The 15,764-nt window shown below is 64.6% G+C and carries 18 protein-coding genes; 11 read left to right on the top strand and 7 right to left on the bottom strand.

Features of this window, described 5'->3' with window-relative positions; genetic code table 11:
• Positions 1-345: 345 nt before the first annotated feature.
• The 4 genes from BJ6T_RS36460 to BJ6T_RS36445 all read left to right on the top strand — a co-directional run bounded on the left by BJ6T_RS36460 (position 346) and on the right by BJ6T_RS36445 (position 1,925).
• On the top strand, positions 346-558 hold the full coding sequence (locus tag BJ6T_RS36460; RefSeq protein WP_014497605.1) for a hypothetical protein: 213 nt from the start codon (positions 346-348) through the stop codon (positions 556-558).
• A gap of 80 nt (positions 559-638) precedes the next feature.
• Complete coding sequence (locus tag BJ6T_RS36455) at positions 639-824, top strand: hypothetical protein (RefSeq protein WP_039146167.1); 186 nt, start codon at positions 639-641, stop codon at positions 822-824.
• 1 nt (position 825) lies between these two features.
• Complete coding sequence (locus BJ6T_RS36450) at positions 826-1,038, top strand: hypothetical protein (RefSeq protein ID WP_014497603.1); 213 nt, start codon at positions 826-828, stop codon at positions 1,036-1,038.
• Between the two features lie 89 nt (positions 1,039-1,127).
• Positions 1,128-1,925, top strand: coding sequence for an adenylate/guanylate cyclase domain-containing protein (locus tag BJ6T_RS36445; protein ID WP_014497602.1), 798 nt, complete (start codon positions 1,128-1,130; stop codon positions 1,923-1,925).
• Here BJ6T_RS36445 and BJ6T_RS42740 read toward each other — a convergent pair.
• The 3 genes from BJ6T_RS42740 to BJ6T_RS36430 all read right to left on the bottom strand — a co-directional run bounded on the left by BJ6T_RS42740 (position 1,879) and on the right by BJ6T_RS36430 (position 7,460).
• On the bottom strand, positions 1,879-5,271 hold the full coding sequence (locus BJ6T_RS42740; protein WP_049824953.1) for a tetratricopeptide repeat protein: 3,393 nt from the start codon (positions 5,269-5,271) through the stop codon (positions 1,879-1,881). The genes BJ6T_RS36445 and BJ6T_RS42740 overlap by 47 nt on opposite strands.
• A gap of 269 nt (positions 5,272-5,540) precedes the next feature.
• Complete coding sequence (locus BJ6T_RS36435; protein ID WP_039229650.1) at positions 5,541-6,608, bottom strand: Gfo/Idh/MocA family protein; 1,068 nt, start codon at positions 6,606-6,608, stop codon at positions 5,541-5,543.
• An 18-nt stretch (positions 6,609-6,626) separates the two neighbouring features.
• Entirely contained in the window at positions 6,627-7,460 is an 834-nt protein-coding gene (locus BJ6T_RS36430; RefSeq protein ID WP_014497599.1) for a sugar phosphate isomerase/epimerase family protein, read from the bottom strand.
• Between the two features lie 201 nt (positions 7,461-7,661).
• Here BJ6T_RS36430 and BJ6T_RS36425 point away from each other — a divergent pair, with 201 nt between their 5' ends.
• Positions 7,662-8,330 carry a TetR/AcrR family transcriptional regulator gene (locus BJ6T_RS36425; RefSeq protein WP_014497598.1) on the top strand — a complete coding sequence of 223 codons (669 nt, stop codon included), beginning with the start codon at positions 7,662-7,664 and terminating at the stop codon, positions 8,328-8,330.
• A gap of 56 nt (positions 8,331-8,386) precedes the next feature.
• Here the strand turns inward: BJ6T_RS36425 and BJ6T_RS36420 are convergent, their stop codons facing one another.
• The 3 genes from BJ6T_RS36420 to BJ6T_RS36410 all read right to left on the bottom strand — a co-directional run bounded on the left by BJ6T_RS36420 (position 8,387) and on the right by BJ6T_RS36410 (position 11,253).
• Complete coding sequence (locus BJ6T_RS36420; RefSeq protein WP_014497597.1) at positions 8,387-8,821, bottom strand: DoxX family protein; 435 nt, start codon at positions 8,819-8,821, stop codon at positions 8,387-8,389.
• 88 nt (positions 8,822-8,909) lie between these two features.
• On the bottom strand, positions 8,910-9,647 hold the full coding sequence (locus BJ6T_RS36415) for an SDR family oxidoreductase (RefSeq protein ID WP_014497596.1): 738 nt from the start codon (positions 9,645-9,647) through the stop codon (positions 8,910-8,912).
• Between the two features lie 193 nt (positions 9,648-9,840).
• Complete coding sequence (locus tag BJ6T_RS36410) at positions 9,841-11,253, bottom strand: DHA2 family efflux MFS transporter permease subunit (protein ID WP_014497595.1); 1,413 nt, start codon at positions 11,251-11,253, stop codon at positions 9,841-9,843.
• Between the two features lie 232 nt (positions 11,254-11,485).
• On the opposite strand from BJ6T_RS36410, the gene BJ6T_RS36405 reads away from it, so the two are divergent.
• The 5 genes from BJ6T_RS36405 (at position 11,486) to BJ6T_RS36385 (ending at position 14,430) form a co-directional block, all read left to right on the top strand.
• Positions 11,486-11,794, top strand: a complete 309-nt coding sequence (locus BJ6T_RS36405) for a hypothetical protein (RefSeq protein ID WP_028170057.1) — start codon at positions 11,486-11,488, stop codon at positions 11,792-11,794.
• A gap of 20 nt (positions 11,795-11,814) precedes the next feature.
• The gene (locus BJ6T_RS36400; protein WP_014497593.1) at positions 11,815-12,705 is read left to right on the top strand and encodes a sigma-70 family RNA polymerase sigma factor; all 891 of its coding nucleotides are present in this window, start codon (positions 11,815-11,817) and stop codon (positions 12,703-12,705) included.
• A gap of 181 nt (positions 12,706-12,886) precedes the next feature.
• Positions 12,887-13,396, top strand: coding sequence for a DUF2867 domain-containing protein (locus BJ6T_RS36395; protein ID WP_014497592.1), 510 nt, complete (start codon positions 12,887-12,889; stop codon positions 13,394-13,396).
• 250 nt (positions 13,397-13,646) lie between these two features.
• On the top strand, positions 13,647-13,913 hold the full coding sequence (locus BJ6T_RS36390) for a DUF3551 domain-containing protein (protein ID WP_014497591.1): 267 nt from the start codon (positions 13,647-13,649) through the stop codon (positions 13,911-13,913).
• Positions 13,914-14,157: 244 nt separating this feature from the next.
• Positions 14,158-14,430: a hypothetical protein gene (locus BJ6T_RS36385; RefSeq protein WP_014497590.1), complete on the top strand. Its 273-nt coding sequence runs from the start codon at positions 14,158-14,160 to the stop codon at positions 14,428-14,430.
• 75 nt (positions 14,431-14,505) lie between these two features.
• Here the strand turns inward: BJ6T_RS36385 and BJ6T_RS36380 are convergent, their stop codons facing one another.
• Positions 14,506-14,967 carry a universal stress protein gene (locus BJ6T_RS36380; protein WP_014497589.1) on the bottom strand — a complete coding sequence of 154 codons (462 nt, stop codon included), beginning with the start codon at positions 14,965-14,967 and terminating at the stop codon, positions 14,506-14,508.
• Positions 14,968-15,312: 345 nt separating this feature from the next.
• Here BJ6T_RS36380 and BJ6T_RS36375 point away from each other — a divergent pair, with 345 nt between their 5' ends.
• Entirely contained in the window at positions 15,313-15,576 is a 264-nt protein-coding gene (locus BJ6T_RS36375) for a hypothetical protein (protein ID WP_014497588.1), read from the top strand.
• Positions 15,577-15,764: the final 188 nt, after the last annotated feature.

Below are 15,764 nucleotides of genomic sequence, written 5' to 3'. Positions count from 1 at the left end.
CCTAGGTTGGCTTTACTGGCGGCGTCGTGATTGGTGCCGCAAGATTTGGTCGAGGACAGTCGATGCGGCTGCCTCGATGCAACAGAAAAGGTGATGGACACATCGGACGCGACCACAAGAGGAGACGCCAATGCCAAACTGTTCCGAAGTTTCTGGAAGTCGAACCGCTCGCTGTGCCGCGTGCGACGGCAAGTTTGGCCTGGTCCGCTACTACTCTTGGCGAAAGCCCCTTTGTTCGAAAAAGTGCGTCGAACGTTTGGCGGCGCGCCGACAGGGTGAGCGCGACTGGTTCGGTCGATTTCCGTCAGTTGTCGACATGTTTTCAGAAAACCGCGCGAGGCGCCTATGACCATGCAGATGTCACGACGAGGAAAGGAATATCTCGAGACGGCGCAGAGCCTGCTGCGCGCGGCCCGGACCATGACGGACATCGCGGTCGCGGCCCGTCTCGAGATGCTGGCCAATGACTATCAGCGGCGCGCCGAAAAGGCATCAAGCGTCGATGCGGCGAGGTCATCGGCGCGTTCGGCCGGCACGCGATACGAATCGTACCTGTGATTGCGGGTTGCGCGGCGAGCCGGTCGCCCAACCAGGGGCGTCTGGTCAGTTTCCCTCTCTTGCCACTCCGTGGAGCCGATATGGGCGAAGTTGTTCGACTGGTCACAAGGGCCGATCGCGAGCGCGAGCGGCTGATCCGGGAAGCACGCGCCATCTATGACGCCGTGTTTCCGCCGGCCGATCCCGACGGCGAGCGGCCCGTCGAGCCGCGTTCGACCACTCGGGCGGCGACGCAGAGCCCGAGCACGTCGAAGGAGCTCTCGTGACATGATCAAGATCATTGCCGTGCTCTGCAGCCTCTCGTCGCCGACGGATTGCCACGAGCAGATCGTCACGACCTCGGATTTCGCTGACGTGACGATGCAGTCCTGTCTGATGGGGGCGCCGCAGCTTGCCGAATGGATGGCGCAGCATCCAGCCGAACGTCTCGCGGCGTGGCGCTGCTCGATCGGCAAGCAGGAGGCTCGCAGGGGAGCGTAGGGTGCGAGGAGCCCTGTTGCCAATGCAGGAATGTGCGAATACGTTGGTCGCAGGTCTGCCCAAACGTTCCGTCGACTGGCCGCGCGTTCATGCCAAAATTCCTTCGCATCGGAGTCCATCAGTCGAACGTATCGGGATACACGTCGAAGGCGTGGTGTGTCAGGCGCGTCGGCTCGGCGGTTTTCCTGAAGTGGGGCGGCGTGGAGGTTCAAGGCACCGGTGCCGGGCGCAAGGTCTACTGGACGCGCTCGCCGCAGGAGAAGACAGTTCGGTGCGGCACGGCGCAGCGTGCGCAGGATTACGCAAAGGCCGCGATCGCGCGGCGCCGCAGCCATCGCTATGAGCCGCTGGCCGGAGCTATCGCGCTCCGGCGCCGCCCCGCCGAGCGCGGCACCGATCTCAAGCGGGCGCTCGCCACCATCCTGATCGTCGATATCGTCGGCTCGACCGCCAAGGCCGCGAAGCTCGGCGATGCGCGCTGGACCAAGGTGATGGGTCATTATTACGCAGCCGTCCGCAAGGAGCTGAAGAGCTCGCGCGGAAAGGAAGTCGTGACGACGGGCGACGGCGTGCTGGCGACGTTCAAGGCGCCGGCGGCCGGCATCAATTGCGCGACCGCGATCCAGAAGGCGGTGCGCACGCTGGGGTTAGAGATCAGGGTCGGCCTGCATGCGGGCGAGTACACGATCAGCGGTGGCGAAATGGTCGGTCTCGCCTTCCACATCGGCACCCGCGTCGCCGCGAAAGCGCGGGCCGGCGAAGTCTTGGTCTCGAGCGCGGTCAAGGATTTGCTGAAGGCACAATCGACGATCAGCTTCAGGGATCACGGCATGCACCAGCTCAAGGGCGTGCCGGAGCGGTGGAGGCTGTATCGGGTGGAGGCCTGAGGGGGCCCGCAAGTGCGGTTGCAAGCTCGTCGCTCGCACCGTCGCGGCTGCGCCGCGCGGAAACCAGGCCCTCGAGCTCGACACGAACGTGGTCGACGACGCCGGCCCAGTCGCCTCTCTTCGGTTGCCGGAACAGCCTCATGGAGCGATACCACGGGCTGTCGTCGCGGTTGAGCAACCAGCGCCAATCCGGGTTGAAAGGCAACATCGTCCAGACCGGCGCGCCCATCGCGCCGGCGAGGTGAACGACGCTGGTGTCGACCGAGATCACCAGATCGAGGCAGCAAACCAGCGCCGCCGTGTCGCCGAAATCCGTGAGCTGTTCCGTCAGGTCGACGATGTCAGGACGTTCGCCGAGGAAGGCCCGGTCCTGATCCCGAACGCCTTTTTGCAGGCTGACGAACTGGACGTCGCAATCCAGGAGGGGAGCAAGCGTGCGCAGTGCCATCGATCGATTGTGATCGTTGGTGTGATCCGGGTTCCCCGACCAGGCAAGACCGACGCGGAGGCGATTGCAGGGGCCAAGTTGGTCTTCAAGCCGGTCTTCCCACGCCTTCACGCACGCGGCTGGAGGCGCGGGAAGGTAGGCTTGCGCGAACGGGATCGTATCCAGCCGCGTCCCGAACGCCAGCGGCAGGCTTCCAAGCGGACAGTGCAGGTCGAACGACAGCGACGTCGCAGACGGGCGGCCGATACATTTTGCGACGCCGGGCACGTCGGCCAGGAGCCGCTGGACCGGAGGCTGGACCTCCAGGATCACTTGAGCCCCGAGCGCGGCCACCATGGGCACATAGCGCGCGAACTGGATTGTATCGCCCAATCCCTCGTCGGAATAAAGCAAGATGGTCTTGCCTTCGATCGGTTGGTCGCCAAGCCAGAGGGATTGGGAAAAACCGCGATCGACCGGAAAGAGTTTCCAGCGGGCTTCGCGCCCGAGCCAGCCTCGCTCGAAGTCTCCGGTCAGCATTTGAAGCTGCGCAAGATTCCAGATCGTCCGCGCATCGTGCGGGTCGACCGCCAAGGATCTATGAAAGGTCGCGAAAGCTTCATCCGGCGATTGCAGATTCAACAACACCACTGCCTTATTGGCCAGTGCTGCGGCAAAATCCGGACGAAGTTCGAGCGCGCGATCGATGCTCGCGAAGGCCTGCTCCATTCGACCCAATCTCGAATGAAGCAAGCCGAGGTTGCTGTGCGTCTCCGCCAGGCTGGAGTCCAGCGCAATGGACCTCTCGAGGTCGGCCTCTGCTTCCTCGAACCGCTTCACCTCCAGCAGGCAAACGCCGCGCATTTGATAGAGAGCTGCGGAATTCGGATTCAGTTGCTCGACTACGTTGAAGGATTCCAGGGCTTCCGCGTACCGGCCGAGATCAAACAGCAGCATGCCGCAGTTGTTCGCCGCCTCCAGATATTGCGGGTTCAGCTCCCGCGCCCGCTGGAAATGCAGCACAGCCTCGTCCGTGCGCCCGAGTTGCCAGAGCTGATTGCCGAGCTGGTTCGAGAGCAGCGCATCCTGTGTCCTGGGGGATGACGCTTTGCTCTGGTGTGACCGTGCTTCCGGCCGCCATGCGGAAACCAGGCGCTCGAGCTCGACGCGAACGCAGTCCACGACGCTGGCCCAGTCGCCTATCTCCGGTTGCCGGAACAGCCTCATGGATTGATACCACGGGCTGTCGTCGCGGTTGAGCAGCCAGCGCCAATCCGGGTTGAAGGGCAACAACGTCCAGACCGGCGCGCCCATCGCGCCGGCGAGGTGAACGACGCTGGTGTCGACCGAGATCACCAGATCGAGGCAGCCAATCAATGCCGCCGTGTCGGTGAAATCGGTGATCTGATCCGTCAGGTCGACGATGTCGGGATGTTCTCCGAGGAAGGCCCGGTCCTGGTCGCGGGCGCCCTTTTGCAGGCTGACGAACTGGACGTCGCAATCCAGGAGAGGCGCAAGCGTGCGCAGCGCCATCGATCGATTGCGATCGTTGTTGTGATCCGGATTTCCCGACCAGACGAGACCGACGCGGAAGCGCTTGTGGGGGCCAAGCCGGTCTTCAAGCCGGTCTTCCCACGCTTTCACGCACGCCGCCGGAGGCGCAGGAAGGTAGGCTTGCGCGTACGGGATCGTATCGACCCGCGTCCCGAACGCCAGCGGCAGGCTTCCAAGCGGACAGTGCAGGTCGAACGACAGCGACGTCGCAGACGATTGGCCGATACACGTCGCGACGCCGGGCACGTCAGCCAGGAGCCGCTGGATCGGAGGCTGGACCCCCAGGATGACCCGAGCCCCGAGCGCGGCCACCATGGGCACATAGCGCGCGAACTGAATCGAGTCGCCCAGTCCCTCGTCGCAATACAGCAGGATGGTCTTGCCCGCGATTGGCCGGTCCCCGAGCCAAAGGGATTGGGGAAGACCGCGATCGAGCAAGCCGAAAGAGGGAATTCGCCAGCGCGCCTCGCGCCCGAGCCAGCCACGCTCGAAGTCTCCGGTCAGAAGCTGAAGCGTCGCCAGATTGAAGGTCGCCGGCGCATGGTTCGGATCGATCGCCAGGGACCTGTGAAAGGCCGCGAAGGCTTCATCCAGCGACAGCAGATTCAGCAGCACCAGCGCCTTGTTGGAAAGCGCCGCGGCAAAATCCGGTCGAAGTTCGAGCGCCCGATCGAAGCTCGCCAATGCCTGCGGGATGCGGCCATGCTTCCAGTGAAGCGAGCCGAGGTTGTTGTGCGTTTCCTCCTGGCTGGAGTCCAGCTCGATCGACTTCGCGTAGTCGGCCTCCGCTTCCTCGAACCGCTTCAGCTCCCGGAGGCAGCCGCCGCGCTTCTGATACAGAGCTGCGGAATTCGGCTTCAGCGGCTCGGCGGCGTTGAAGGCTTCGAGAGCTTCGGCATGGCGGCCGAGATCGAGCAGCAGCAGCGCCAGGTTCCAGATCGTGTCCGCATTGCCGGGTTCGATCGTCCGCGATTTGTGAAAGGCCGCGAGCGCTTCTTCCCGCGATTGCAGGCCCCACAGCATCCGCGCCTTCTCGTTGAGCGCCGCGGAAAAATTCGGACGAAGCTCGAGCGCGCGATTGATGCTCGCCAAGGCTCGCTCCATCCGGCCAAATTTCGCATGAAGCGTCCCGAGGTTCTTGTGCGTCTCCGGCTCGGAGGGGTTGAGCGCAATGGACCTCTCGAAGGCGGCCTGCGCTTCCTCGAGCCGGCCCAGGCGTTGCAGGCAAAGGCCGCGCGTTTGATGCAGAGCTGCGACGTCAGGATTGAACTTCGCGAACAGGTCGAAGCATTCCAGGGCTTCGGCGTACCGGCCGAGATCGAACAGCGATTTGCCCTGTTTCGCGGCCTCCAGATGCCGCGGCAAAAGTCGAGGTGCGACCGTCTTGGATTGTTGCTTGGCCGCAGCCCGACGCTCTTGACGATTCATAAGCTGACCAGAAGGGGAAAAGGAGACAGCGCAAAATTGCTGACTGATGCTCAGTCACGCGAAGGAGACGTCCATCGCACTTGCCTTCTCGTTCCGTCAGTTCGCTTCAGCCGTGCCTGCGGGATCCACCGAGCGCGACCCTAGCGTCCCGTAGCGGCAGTTTCTGGTGCGAAGCTGGTGCGAAGCTGGCGCGGCGTCGACGTTCCCTACTCACCTTGCCCGAGCGCCGCGTAGCGCTCGCGCAGGTCGACGCGCCGTCGCGCCGTCGCGGCCTCTGCGATCGCGAACGTCACCAGCAGGCTTCGCGCGCCGTCCTCGACCGGTTGCAGCGACGGCGTCACGCCCCGGACCACGTTGCGGAAATGATCGAGCTGCGCGACATAAGGATCGATCGACGCCGCATGATTGGCCTGCGCCTGGATCGGCTTGTTCCAGTCCTGCGCGCCGCCTTCCTGCGTCCATTGATCGAGACTTGGGAATTCGATCGCGCCGCGGCGGCCCATCAGGCGGTAGCTGCTCTGGCCGCTGAACGGAAACTCCGGCGCTTCGCCGAGTCCCTGCTCCATCGTCCAGGGCGTCACCGCGCAGTCGCTGAGGAAAAACGTGCCGAGCGCACCGTTTTCGAACTCGAGCAGCGCGGCGGCGGTATCCTCGACCGCGAAGCCGCGCTGCCGGTTCGCGGCGATGGCCTCCACGGCGACGATCTCGCCGACCGCAAAGCGCAGGAAGTCGATCTCGTGGATCAGATTGATCAGGATCGGCCCGCCACCGGCCTGCGACCGCCAGGGCGCCGCCTTGAAATAGTCGGCCGGCTTGTGCGTGGCCCAGATCGCCGAGACGCCGACCACATCGCCGATCCGGCCCTCGCCAAGCAGCGCCTTGAGCGCCTTCGCCTGCGTATGATGGCGGCGGTGATGCCCGACCAGCGAACGGATGCCGGCCTTGCGGACCTCCGCGATCAGGCCGGCGGCGGTCTCGAGCGTATCGGTGACCGGCTTTTCGATCAGGATATGGATGCCGGCCCGCGCGCACGCGATGCCGTTCTCGGCATGGAGCTGATTGGGCGACGCGATGATCACGGCCTCGGGCCGCGCCTCGTCGAGCAGCTTCCGGTAATCCGCGAAGACGCGTGCGCCGGGCTGCTCGGCCGCGACCTGCTCGGCGTTGACGTCGGCGATGCCGGCGAGCTCGTAGTCGCCATGCTCGGCCAGTTTGCGCAGATGCTTGCGCCCGATCAATCCCGCGCCGATCACGCCAATCCTGATTTTTGTCATCTCGTGCATTCCGTTGGTTTAAGCCCAGCCGTGACAGTCGCGGCGTCTGGCGCCGCGGGCGTGGCCTTCGAGCAAGTTCCTGGTCGCGTTGAACGCCGTGGCGATCCGCTCTCTCGCGTCGAGTGCCGGCAACGGCATCTCGACGCTGAGGGCGGTGTCGGCGGGCAGCGCCTCCAGCAATGCGCCGAGCGGCAGAGCGCCGTCGCCGGGCGGTAGCCGACCCGCGCGCGCCTCGGCAATGATGGCCGTGTCCGTTGCCGGCGCTTCGGCGGCGGCGTCGCAGAGTTGCGCGGCGCGAAGCCAATGGTCGGGAAGCGGGACCAGGTCGGCGGCCCGGCCGCCGGAGCGCGTCAGGTGCAACGCGTCGACCAGGATGGAGCCGTTGGTCTGCCCTGCGTCGCGCACGACCGCCGCGGCCTGCGCGAGGGTGCCGATCGCGCGCCAGCGCATGAATTCGAGGTCGACGCGCAGGCCGAACGACGCGGCGAGCCGGCAGAGTTCGGCGAAACGCGCGGTGAGCCGGGACCGATCCGGATCGTCGCCCGAAGCGATGATCGCTGTGGCGCCGAGATCGGCGCCGGCTTCGAGACAGGCTGCGAGCGAGGAAATGTCGATGGTGGGCTTGAGCTGGACCAGCTCGATGTCGCTGACCCGCACGCCTTCGCCGTCAAGCACGCGCTTCAGCGCACGATGGGCTTCGGTGCCGACCTGCGTCGGATAGGCCGGCCCGTCGCTGGTTGCCGGGATGAAGCGAAGCGCGACGGCGGCAAACCCGGCCCGCGCCGCCTCGGCAACCAGCGCCGTGGGCGCAAGCTCCAACGCGGTGAGATGGGCGAGGCCGAGCGCGATCACGGCCTGCTCCCCTGCACAGGCAATCGCGGCAGTCGGGAGCTGGCGCGGCGGTCGCCGATCAGGCGCATGTGTCTCCTCCCTATTAATTAATCCATAGGTTAATTCATAATTACCCAATAGGATAATTGATGTCAAGCGCCCGCGATTGCGCTATGGAGGGAGCGCGAGGCCGCGACCGGCCGCGAACGACCGAAGGGCCAGATGCCAGGTGTGAAGAAGCAGCCCGTCCGGGCGGCGAAGCCGGTGCCGATCAAGCGGCGCGACCGCGAGCGGACGCGGCAGGAGATCCTCGACATCGCCTTCGAGGAGTTCGCCGAGAACGGCTTGTCCGGCGGCAACACCGACGCCATCGCCGCCCGCGCCAACATCACCAAGCGGCTGATCTTCTACTACTTCAACTCGAAGGAAGAGCTCTTCACCGCGGTGCTGGAGATGGCCTATGCGGAGATGCGCGCCGCCGAGGAGGATCTGCATCTCGAGGCGCTGGAGCCGGAGGCCGCGATCCGCCGGCTTGCCGAATTCACCTTCGACTTCCACCAGGCCCATCCGCAATTCGTCCGCCTCGTCAGCATCGAGAACATCCATCGCGGACGGCACATGGCCATCAGCCGCAGGCTCAAGGAGATGACGCAGCCGAGCATCAGCCAGATTGCCAAGGTGCTGGAGCGCGGCGCGGCCTGCGGCGCGATCCGGCCCGGCATCGATCCGGTCGAGCTGCACATGACGCTGAATGCGCTGAGCTTCTTCGCGGTCGCCAACCGTCACACCTTCGAGGCGCAATTCGCCTTCGACATGTCCTCGCCCAAGGCGAAGGCGCAGCGCCGCGCCGAGATCGCAGATCTGCTATGGCGTTGTGTGCGGCGGGATTGAACGGCGGCGGCGTGAAGACCTCGCGCGGCCGGAGCGGGCAGGGTCGCCCAGCGCCTTCAAAGCTCCCTTCCAACTAAGCGGTCCGCCGAAAATCGCCCGCCGCCCCGAAACGACATGTGCAGGGCAACGAGGCCCATCAGGAACGGATACTCCATGCCGCGATCGATCCAGGCCCATTTGGGGTAATGGATCAGGCAGATCATCGCCATCTGCACGGCGACCATCGGCGCGACGAGGCGGGTGAACAGCCCCGCGGCGAGCATGATGGCCCCGATGGTTTCCAGCAGCATCACGAAATAGCCGAACGCCACCGGGGCCGGAAAATGCAATGAATTGGTAATGAAATTGATGGAGCTCGCGAACGGATTGGCCATGGCGCCGTGGGACTCGCCGAGCAGTTTCGGCAAGCCGTGCGTGAACAGGATCAATCCGAAGGCAACGCGCAGAAACGCATAGGAAATGGGATTGGCGATCTCGTAGAAATTTCGCAAGCCAGGCAACAGCAGGGACGCGGGGCTGCGCCGTGGGCCCCGCCCGTGATCGCATCGCTCATGGTTATGATCTCCAGACGATGCGGCTTCAGATGATGCCGCCATTGGCGCGAAGGATCTGGCCGTTGATCCAGCCACCATCGGGCCCGACCAGGAACGAGATCGCGCGCGCGATGTCGTCGGGTTCGCCGAGACGATGGAGAGGCGTGCGGTCGATGATCGGCGAGATGTCGTGCTGGTTGGCGTTGTGGAACAGCTCGGTGTTGACGGGGCCCGGCGCGATCGCGTTGACCGTGATCCGCCTCACGCCCAGCTCCTTCGAGAGGATGTGGGTGATGGCCTCGATGCCGGCCTTGGTCGCGGCGTAAGCCGCATAGGTCGGCTGATAGAGCCCGACCACGCTGGTCGAGAAATTGACGATCCGGCCGTCCTCGCGCAGCCGCTTCGCCGCTTCACGCAGCGCAAAGAAGGTGCCGGTGAGGTTGACCGCGATGGTCTGGTCCCACACCTCGTCGGTGGTCTGGGCCAATGGGGCGACCTTCATGATCCCGGCATTGTTGACGAGCACGTCGACGCCGCCGAACGCCGTCTCGGCTGCGTCGAACAGCGCGCGCACGTCAGCCAGCTTGCTGATGTCGGCCTTGACGGCAATTGCCGCCCCGCCCGCCGCCTTGATCTTCGCCACCAGCGCCTCGGCCGGCGCAACGCCGCTCGCATAGTTGACGACGACGGCGAGGCCGTCCCGCGCCAGCCGCTCGGCGACCGCCGCGCCGATGCCCTTCGAGCTGCCGGTGACGATGGCTGTGCGTGGGTGCTGGGTGGTCATGGCGGGGTCTCCCTGTTTGATGAGGGAGATAATAGGCGGGCAGTTTGGTCGGATAATCTCGCTAGAATTGGCTTCACTGTTCGGATGGAACGAACAGTGAATGGTGCGGTAATCCACCAGTGGCGGCTTGGCGGCCCTTACCTTGGCATGAGGGAGGTCATCGCCTCACCATCACCGCAGCCCCGTGCCGGTGTCAGCGTCGCGCATCTTGCGGCGCGGCTGCGCCGGCGGTCCGTCGCCGTGTCGGCAGGAAAAGCCCCGCAATCGCGCCGCCCAACGACAGCATTGCGGCCAGGCGCATCGCCGCCGCAAATCCGCTCTCGAAATGCGCGGCCGAGTAGGCCCCGCCGTTGGTCGAGAAGCTCGCCACCAGCGCAGCGATGCCGAACATGCCGCCGAGGAAGCGGCCCATGTTGAAGACGCCGGACGCCTTGCCCATTTCGGCCACCGCGACCGAGCTCAGGATCGCGTTCTGCGCCGCCGGCATCGCCATCGAGACGCCGACGCCGGCCAGCACCAATGGTGCGACCAGAGCGGAGTAGGCAATCGCGGGGCTCACGATCTCCGCGATCCAGCCAAGGCCGATCGCCTGCATCAGCAATCCCGTCACCACCAGCGGCCGCTCGCCGAACCTGTTGACGACGGCGCCGGCGATCGGGGCGGTGACGAAGAGCGTCGCGGTCCAGGGCAGCAGGCGAAGTCCGGCGCCGAAGGCGTCGAATCCCAGCGTGATCTGCAGGAACTGCGGCAGCAGGAACACTACGCCATACATCGCGGCGTAGAACAGGACGCTTGCGGACATGCCGGAGGCCAGCGCGCGCGATGCAAACAGTCGCATCGGCACCATCGGCGCGGCCGCGCGCAATTCCCAGAGCACGAAGCCGGCGGTGAACACCAGGCCTGACATCAGCGTGCCCATGACCTCGGCGCTCGCCCACCCCACGGCGTTGCCGCGCAACAGGCTCCAGACCAGTGCGAGCGCCGCCAGCGCAACGAGCGCCAGTCCCGGGATGTCCAATGCGGCAGCCGGTCCGAAGCTTTCGCGCAAGCGTGCCAGCACCAGGGTGATCACGATCAGGCCGATCGGCAGGTTGATCCAGAACACCCAGCGCCAGCCGAAATGTTCGGTGATGAAGCCGCCGATGGCGGGGCCTATGATCAGCGCACAGCCGGTGATGCTGCTGAAAATGCCAAGCGCGCGGGCGCGCTCCTCGCGGCCGAACGTGGCGCTCAGGATCGCCATCGCCAGCGGCATCACCAGCGCGGCGCCGGCGCCCTGCAGCACGCGGGCGGCGATCAGCGCGGTGGCATTGCCGGCGAGCGCACAGGCCGCCGACGCAACGACGAACAGGGCGATCCCGGCCGCGAACATGCGGCGGCGACCGAAGCGGTCGCCGAGCGCGGCGCCGGTCAGCAGCAGCACGGCAAAGGTCAGGTTGAAAGCGTTGACGGTCCATTGCAGCGTCTCGACCGGGCTGCCGAATTCGGCGCGGATGGTCGCGAATGCCGTCGTGATGATCATGGCGTCCAGCGCCATCATGAAGGATGCCAGCGCGGTGACGCCAAGCACCCAGTTCTTCTCGGCGCGATTGGTCGGGGTCTGCATCGCCCTCTCTCCGTGTGTCGAGCCACCCTGTCGCGGCGCGTTCTGCGGGCTAGACGAGGCCGGAGGGGCAAAGGATGCGGCCGGAAATAATTTTTCGCGGGCCGCATCCTTCGCCGGCCGCCAAACGTCCTTGGGGATGACGCGGCCATTGAGGCGAGCTTGATCCGGAAGAGCGGGGCACCGGTTGTCTGGGAAAGCCGCTGGAGGTCGCGACATGAGCAAGGAGCGCGCGATGAAAAGGACGTTGATCAGGTACAAGGCCAAGCCCGAGCTGGCCGACAGGAACGCCGAGCTGGTTTCGGCCGTATTTGCGGAATTGAAGGCGGCCGCGCCGGACGGCGTGCGCTATCTGACGCTGCGGCTGGAGGACGACACCTTCATCCATCTGGTCGAGGCCACGGCCGAGGACGGCTCGAGCCCGATCCCGAAACTGAGGGCGTTTCAGGCGTTCCAGGACGGCATCCGCGACCGCTGCGCCGAGCCGCCGCTGGTTCGTGATGTGAGGATCGTCGGCAACTACCGTATGCTGGACGAGTCCTGACCAGGCGAGGCGGAGGAGCAATGGCGCCAGAGCCTCTGGCCACCATCGATATCGAGGCGCTGCTGACGCGGTTGCGGCCGAAGCTGCATCGCTACTGCGCGCGCATGGTCGGCTCGGTCATCGACGGTGAGGACGTGCTGCAGGATGCGCTGGTCAAGGCGATGGGAGCGCTGCAATCGGTCACGCCCGTCGTCAATACGGAGGGCTGGCTGTTTCGCATCGCGCATAACACCGCGCTGGATTTCCTGCGCCGCCGCAACCGGCACGAGGCGCTTCATTCGGCTGAGGAGGCGGAGATGATTGCCGACCGGCTCGATGATGTGGAAAGCCGCCAGATCGCTGCGACCAGCCTGCGCACCTTCATGCGGCTGCCGGTGGCGCAGCGGTCAAGCGTGATCCTGATGGACGTGCTCGGCTGCTCGCTTGCCGAGGTCTGCGACATCATGGATTTCAGCCTGCCGGCAGTGAAGGCCGCGCTGCATCGTGGACGCACGCAGCTGCGTGAGTTCGCCGGGGAGCCGGACGACGCGCCTCAGCCGGGCCTGTCGGAAGCCGACCGCACGCGGCTCAACGCCTATGTCGGCCATTTCAATGCCCGCGACTTCGACGCGATCCGCGCCATGATCGCCGATGACGTCAGGCTCGAGCTCGTCAACCGCACCAGGCTGAACGGCAAGGCCGAGGTGTCGCGCTATTTCGGCAATTATTCGAAGATCAGCGACTGGCACCTGGTGACGGGGCAGGTCGACGGACGTCCCGCGATCCTGGTGTTCGATCCGAACGAGCCGAGCGGGCGGCCGAAATATTTCATGCTGTTGAACTGGTCCGCCGACAAGCTCGCCACCATCAGGGATTTTCGTCACGCAGCCTACGTTATCGATGGTGCGGAGTGCGTGGTGGATGGAGGGTGAATGTACGTGGCGACCCATCCGCCGCACCTGCGTGGCCGGCAGCGTAGTCTGCGCTTCAGTTTCAATTGGCGCTGAGCGGGAAGGGGCATCGAGGCCCGGTGGCCTCGCCGCTTGTTGGAGAGCTCTGCCGGTGCTATTGGTCTCCACCTCTTCGCTTCCATTCAGTCCGGGCGAAACATCTATGGCGCGCGTTGCTCGAGTGGATTTGCCGCAACGTTCGGTGCTCAAGCCGCTCTACGCCAAGGCGGGCTTCGCTGACGCATTCGCGATCGATCTGCCGAGCAATGCGACGGGCGACGCCGAGCGCCTCGCCACCCATATGCTTATGGGTCAGGCGCCATGGGTTGGCTGGCTGGTGGCTCTGAGGGACACTTTGGTTGCGGGGTTTGGTCTCAAGACATCGACTGAATTGCGCGGCGACGTTGCGACCGACAGGATCGATTTCTTTCGGGTCTACGATCGGCGTCGTCATGAGATTATTCTTGGCGAGGACGATCGCCATCTCGACTTCCGTTTGTCCGTTTTGGTTGAAGAGTCCGCCTTGTGCCGCCGACTGGTCGCCACAACGGTCGTGACCTTCAATCATTTGGGAGGGCGGGCCTATATCGCGGGAATTGCGCCCTTCCATCGCCTGATCGTGAAGTCGTCTTTGCGTCGAGCCGAGCGATCGGGCTGGCCAGCTGAGCTGTAAGGTCGCGCGTCGCCGGCCGGACAAAATTCGGTACGTGCCGGGTCGGCGCAAAGCCCGCCACCATCAGGGATTTTCGTTACGCACCCTACGTTATCGATGGTGCGGAGTGCGTGGTGGAGCAGAGCACGGGCGTGCCGCCCCTGTGGCACATAACAGCGATTTAATCTCTCCGCCTGCGAAGTATTCGAGATCTGAAACGTTAGCTTGCGAGAGTTCGCGCATCCGGCGAGCGCTACACAGGAGTTCCCTCATGCATCGTCATCTCGCCATCGCCGTCCTTGCGGCCGTTTCCACCCTGACCGTCGCGGCATCCTCTACCGCGGCGTCCGCTACCGAGGTGCAGGACACCTATTGCCTGCAGGGCCGCCAATCGGGCTACCCCGGCAATTGCGAGTTTTCCACCTATGAGCAGTGCCTCGCCACCGCGAGCGGCACCAACGAGAGCTGCGGTATCAACCCGATGCGGGCCTACGCGCCGCAGCAGCAACGGCACGTGCTGCATCACAGCCGGGATTGAGTGGCAAGCGATGAAGGGCACCGGCGACGGCGCCCTTTTTCGATGTGGCTGCTCCACCGAAGCAGCCGCAATGCGTCGGGACGCATAGGCGGCCCGTCGATGGCAAGACATCCGGCTCTGCCGTCGTCATCTCCCGAAATCGCGAAAGACCTGGTGCGGCCCTCGATCGCAGACATCGGGACGGCCGCAATCGCGGCGACCGGAGTATTCGGGTATCTTCGCGATCGGAGAGGCAGGCGCGATCATGTCCAGGTTCCTGCAATGGTTCTTTCGGAATCGCGAAACCGGTGACATCACTATCGCCCAGGCCCCCAACCTCGTTCTCTGGGTCGTCATCGTGGCCGGTGTCCTGCGCTGGGTCTGGCAGCCGCCGGGCATTGCCGCTATTGCCCTCGACATCGTGTTCAAAGGCGGCCTCATCGTTTGGGCCCTCGACGAGATTTTCCGCGGGATGAACCCTTGGCGGCGCTGTCTTGGCGGAGCCGTGCTGGCTTATGAGCTCACGACCTTTCTGTGATGGATCCCCCGCAGAGCGGCCAACGTTTCTTGCACGGTGGCTCAGCGAAACAGCCAGGCGGCGCCGGGTAAGTCCCTATGCCGGCTTCGGCACGACCAACACCGGAATGCTTCCGTACATCAGGACCTCGGATGTCTGGCTGCCCAAAAACAGCTTCCTGAGGCCGCGACGCCCATGAGAGGCCATGACGATCAAGTCGCAGCCTCTCGACTCCGCTGTTTCAATGATCGCAGTCGCCGGATGCGCATTCGGAACGTGCAGGAGTTCCGCAGGCGTGCCGATCTGCTTCGACATGGCGCGCGCTTCATCGAGCACTTTGCCTGCACGGGCTTTGCAGGCCGCGTTATAGCCGTCAACCTCCTCCTGCGTCGGTATCCATCCCGAGGCGTGTCCGCTCCCATAGTCGACCGGCAGCGATTCCGTCACCGTGATGATCGTCAGCCTGGCGTTCAACGCCTTCGCCAGGGCAATGCCATGCTCGACGCCTTTTCGCGCGACGTCCGATCCGTCCGTGCTCAAGAGAATGTTGGCGTACATTCGATCAATCCTTTGCTCTTCGAACAAAGTGATGCCTGACCAAGATGGTCCGATACGCGCTGCGGGTCTATGCGCTTTTGCGGTTATGGTTTCCCGTCGCAGCCTCGACAAGGCTCGCCTCGCAGCGCGTGGACGCGTTCGGTTCTCGGCCAACTAAACTTTTATTCAAGTTCGATGCAGGCGACCGTATCTGGCGTGGAGCTCTGTCTCGTGTCCGAGAAAATTGTACGCGCCTCGGAAACTACTTTGTGACTTGGGAATAAGCGCGCGGCAACGCACGTCTAAGGGTGGTGGATCGGATCTCTTGCCTTGCGGGGGATCCCCCAAACGAAAGGAACCACCACCATGACACCATTCAAGAATCCCATCGCGTCAGTCCTGTCCAAGGCCTTGTTGACCGGACTGGTCGTCACCGCAATCTTCAGCACGCCGCTCCAGGCGCGTGAGCACCGCACCGGCGATCGGCACACCGAACAGGGCGTGGGGGCGAGCTCTCGCTTCGAGGGCGAGCGATCGATCGCTACGCCGGCCTACCACGCATTTGCGCCGGTGCCCTCGGATCAACCGGGTGGAGTTTGCGACCGCGGCGATAACCCGATGGTATGCTGAGCATCCGACCTCGCCGATGTTGCGGTGACAGTGCGCCTCATTCATGAGCCCTTCGAATCTGCGAAAGCGGCCAGGGGCATTGAGTGCGCTGTCACCGTCGTCCCCTGCGCGCCCAGCGACGGCGAAGCAGATCGAAAATCGGGAACTTCAACGCGGCGCTGCCGGCTCTAAACATTGAGCTACAGGCC

Source organism: Bradyrhizobium japonicum USDA 6, assembly GCF_000284375.1.
GTDB lineage: Bacteria > Pseudomonadota > Alphaproteobacteria > Rhizobiales > Xanthobacteraceae > Bradyrhizobium > Bradyrhizobium japonicum.
The sequence above is the reverse complement of the archived record's forward strand: the minus strand, read 5'-3'. Positions and strand labels throughout refer to the sequence as shown.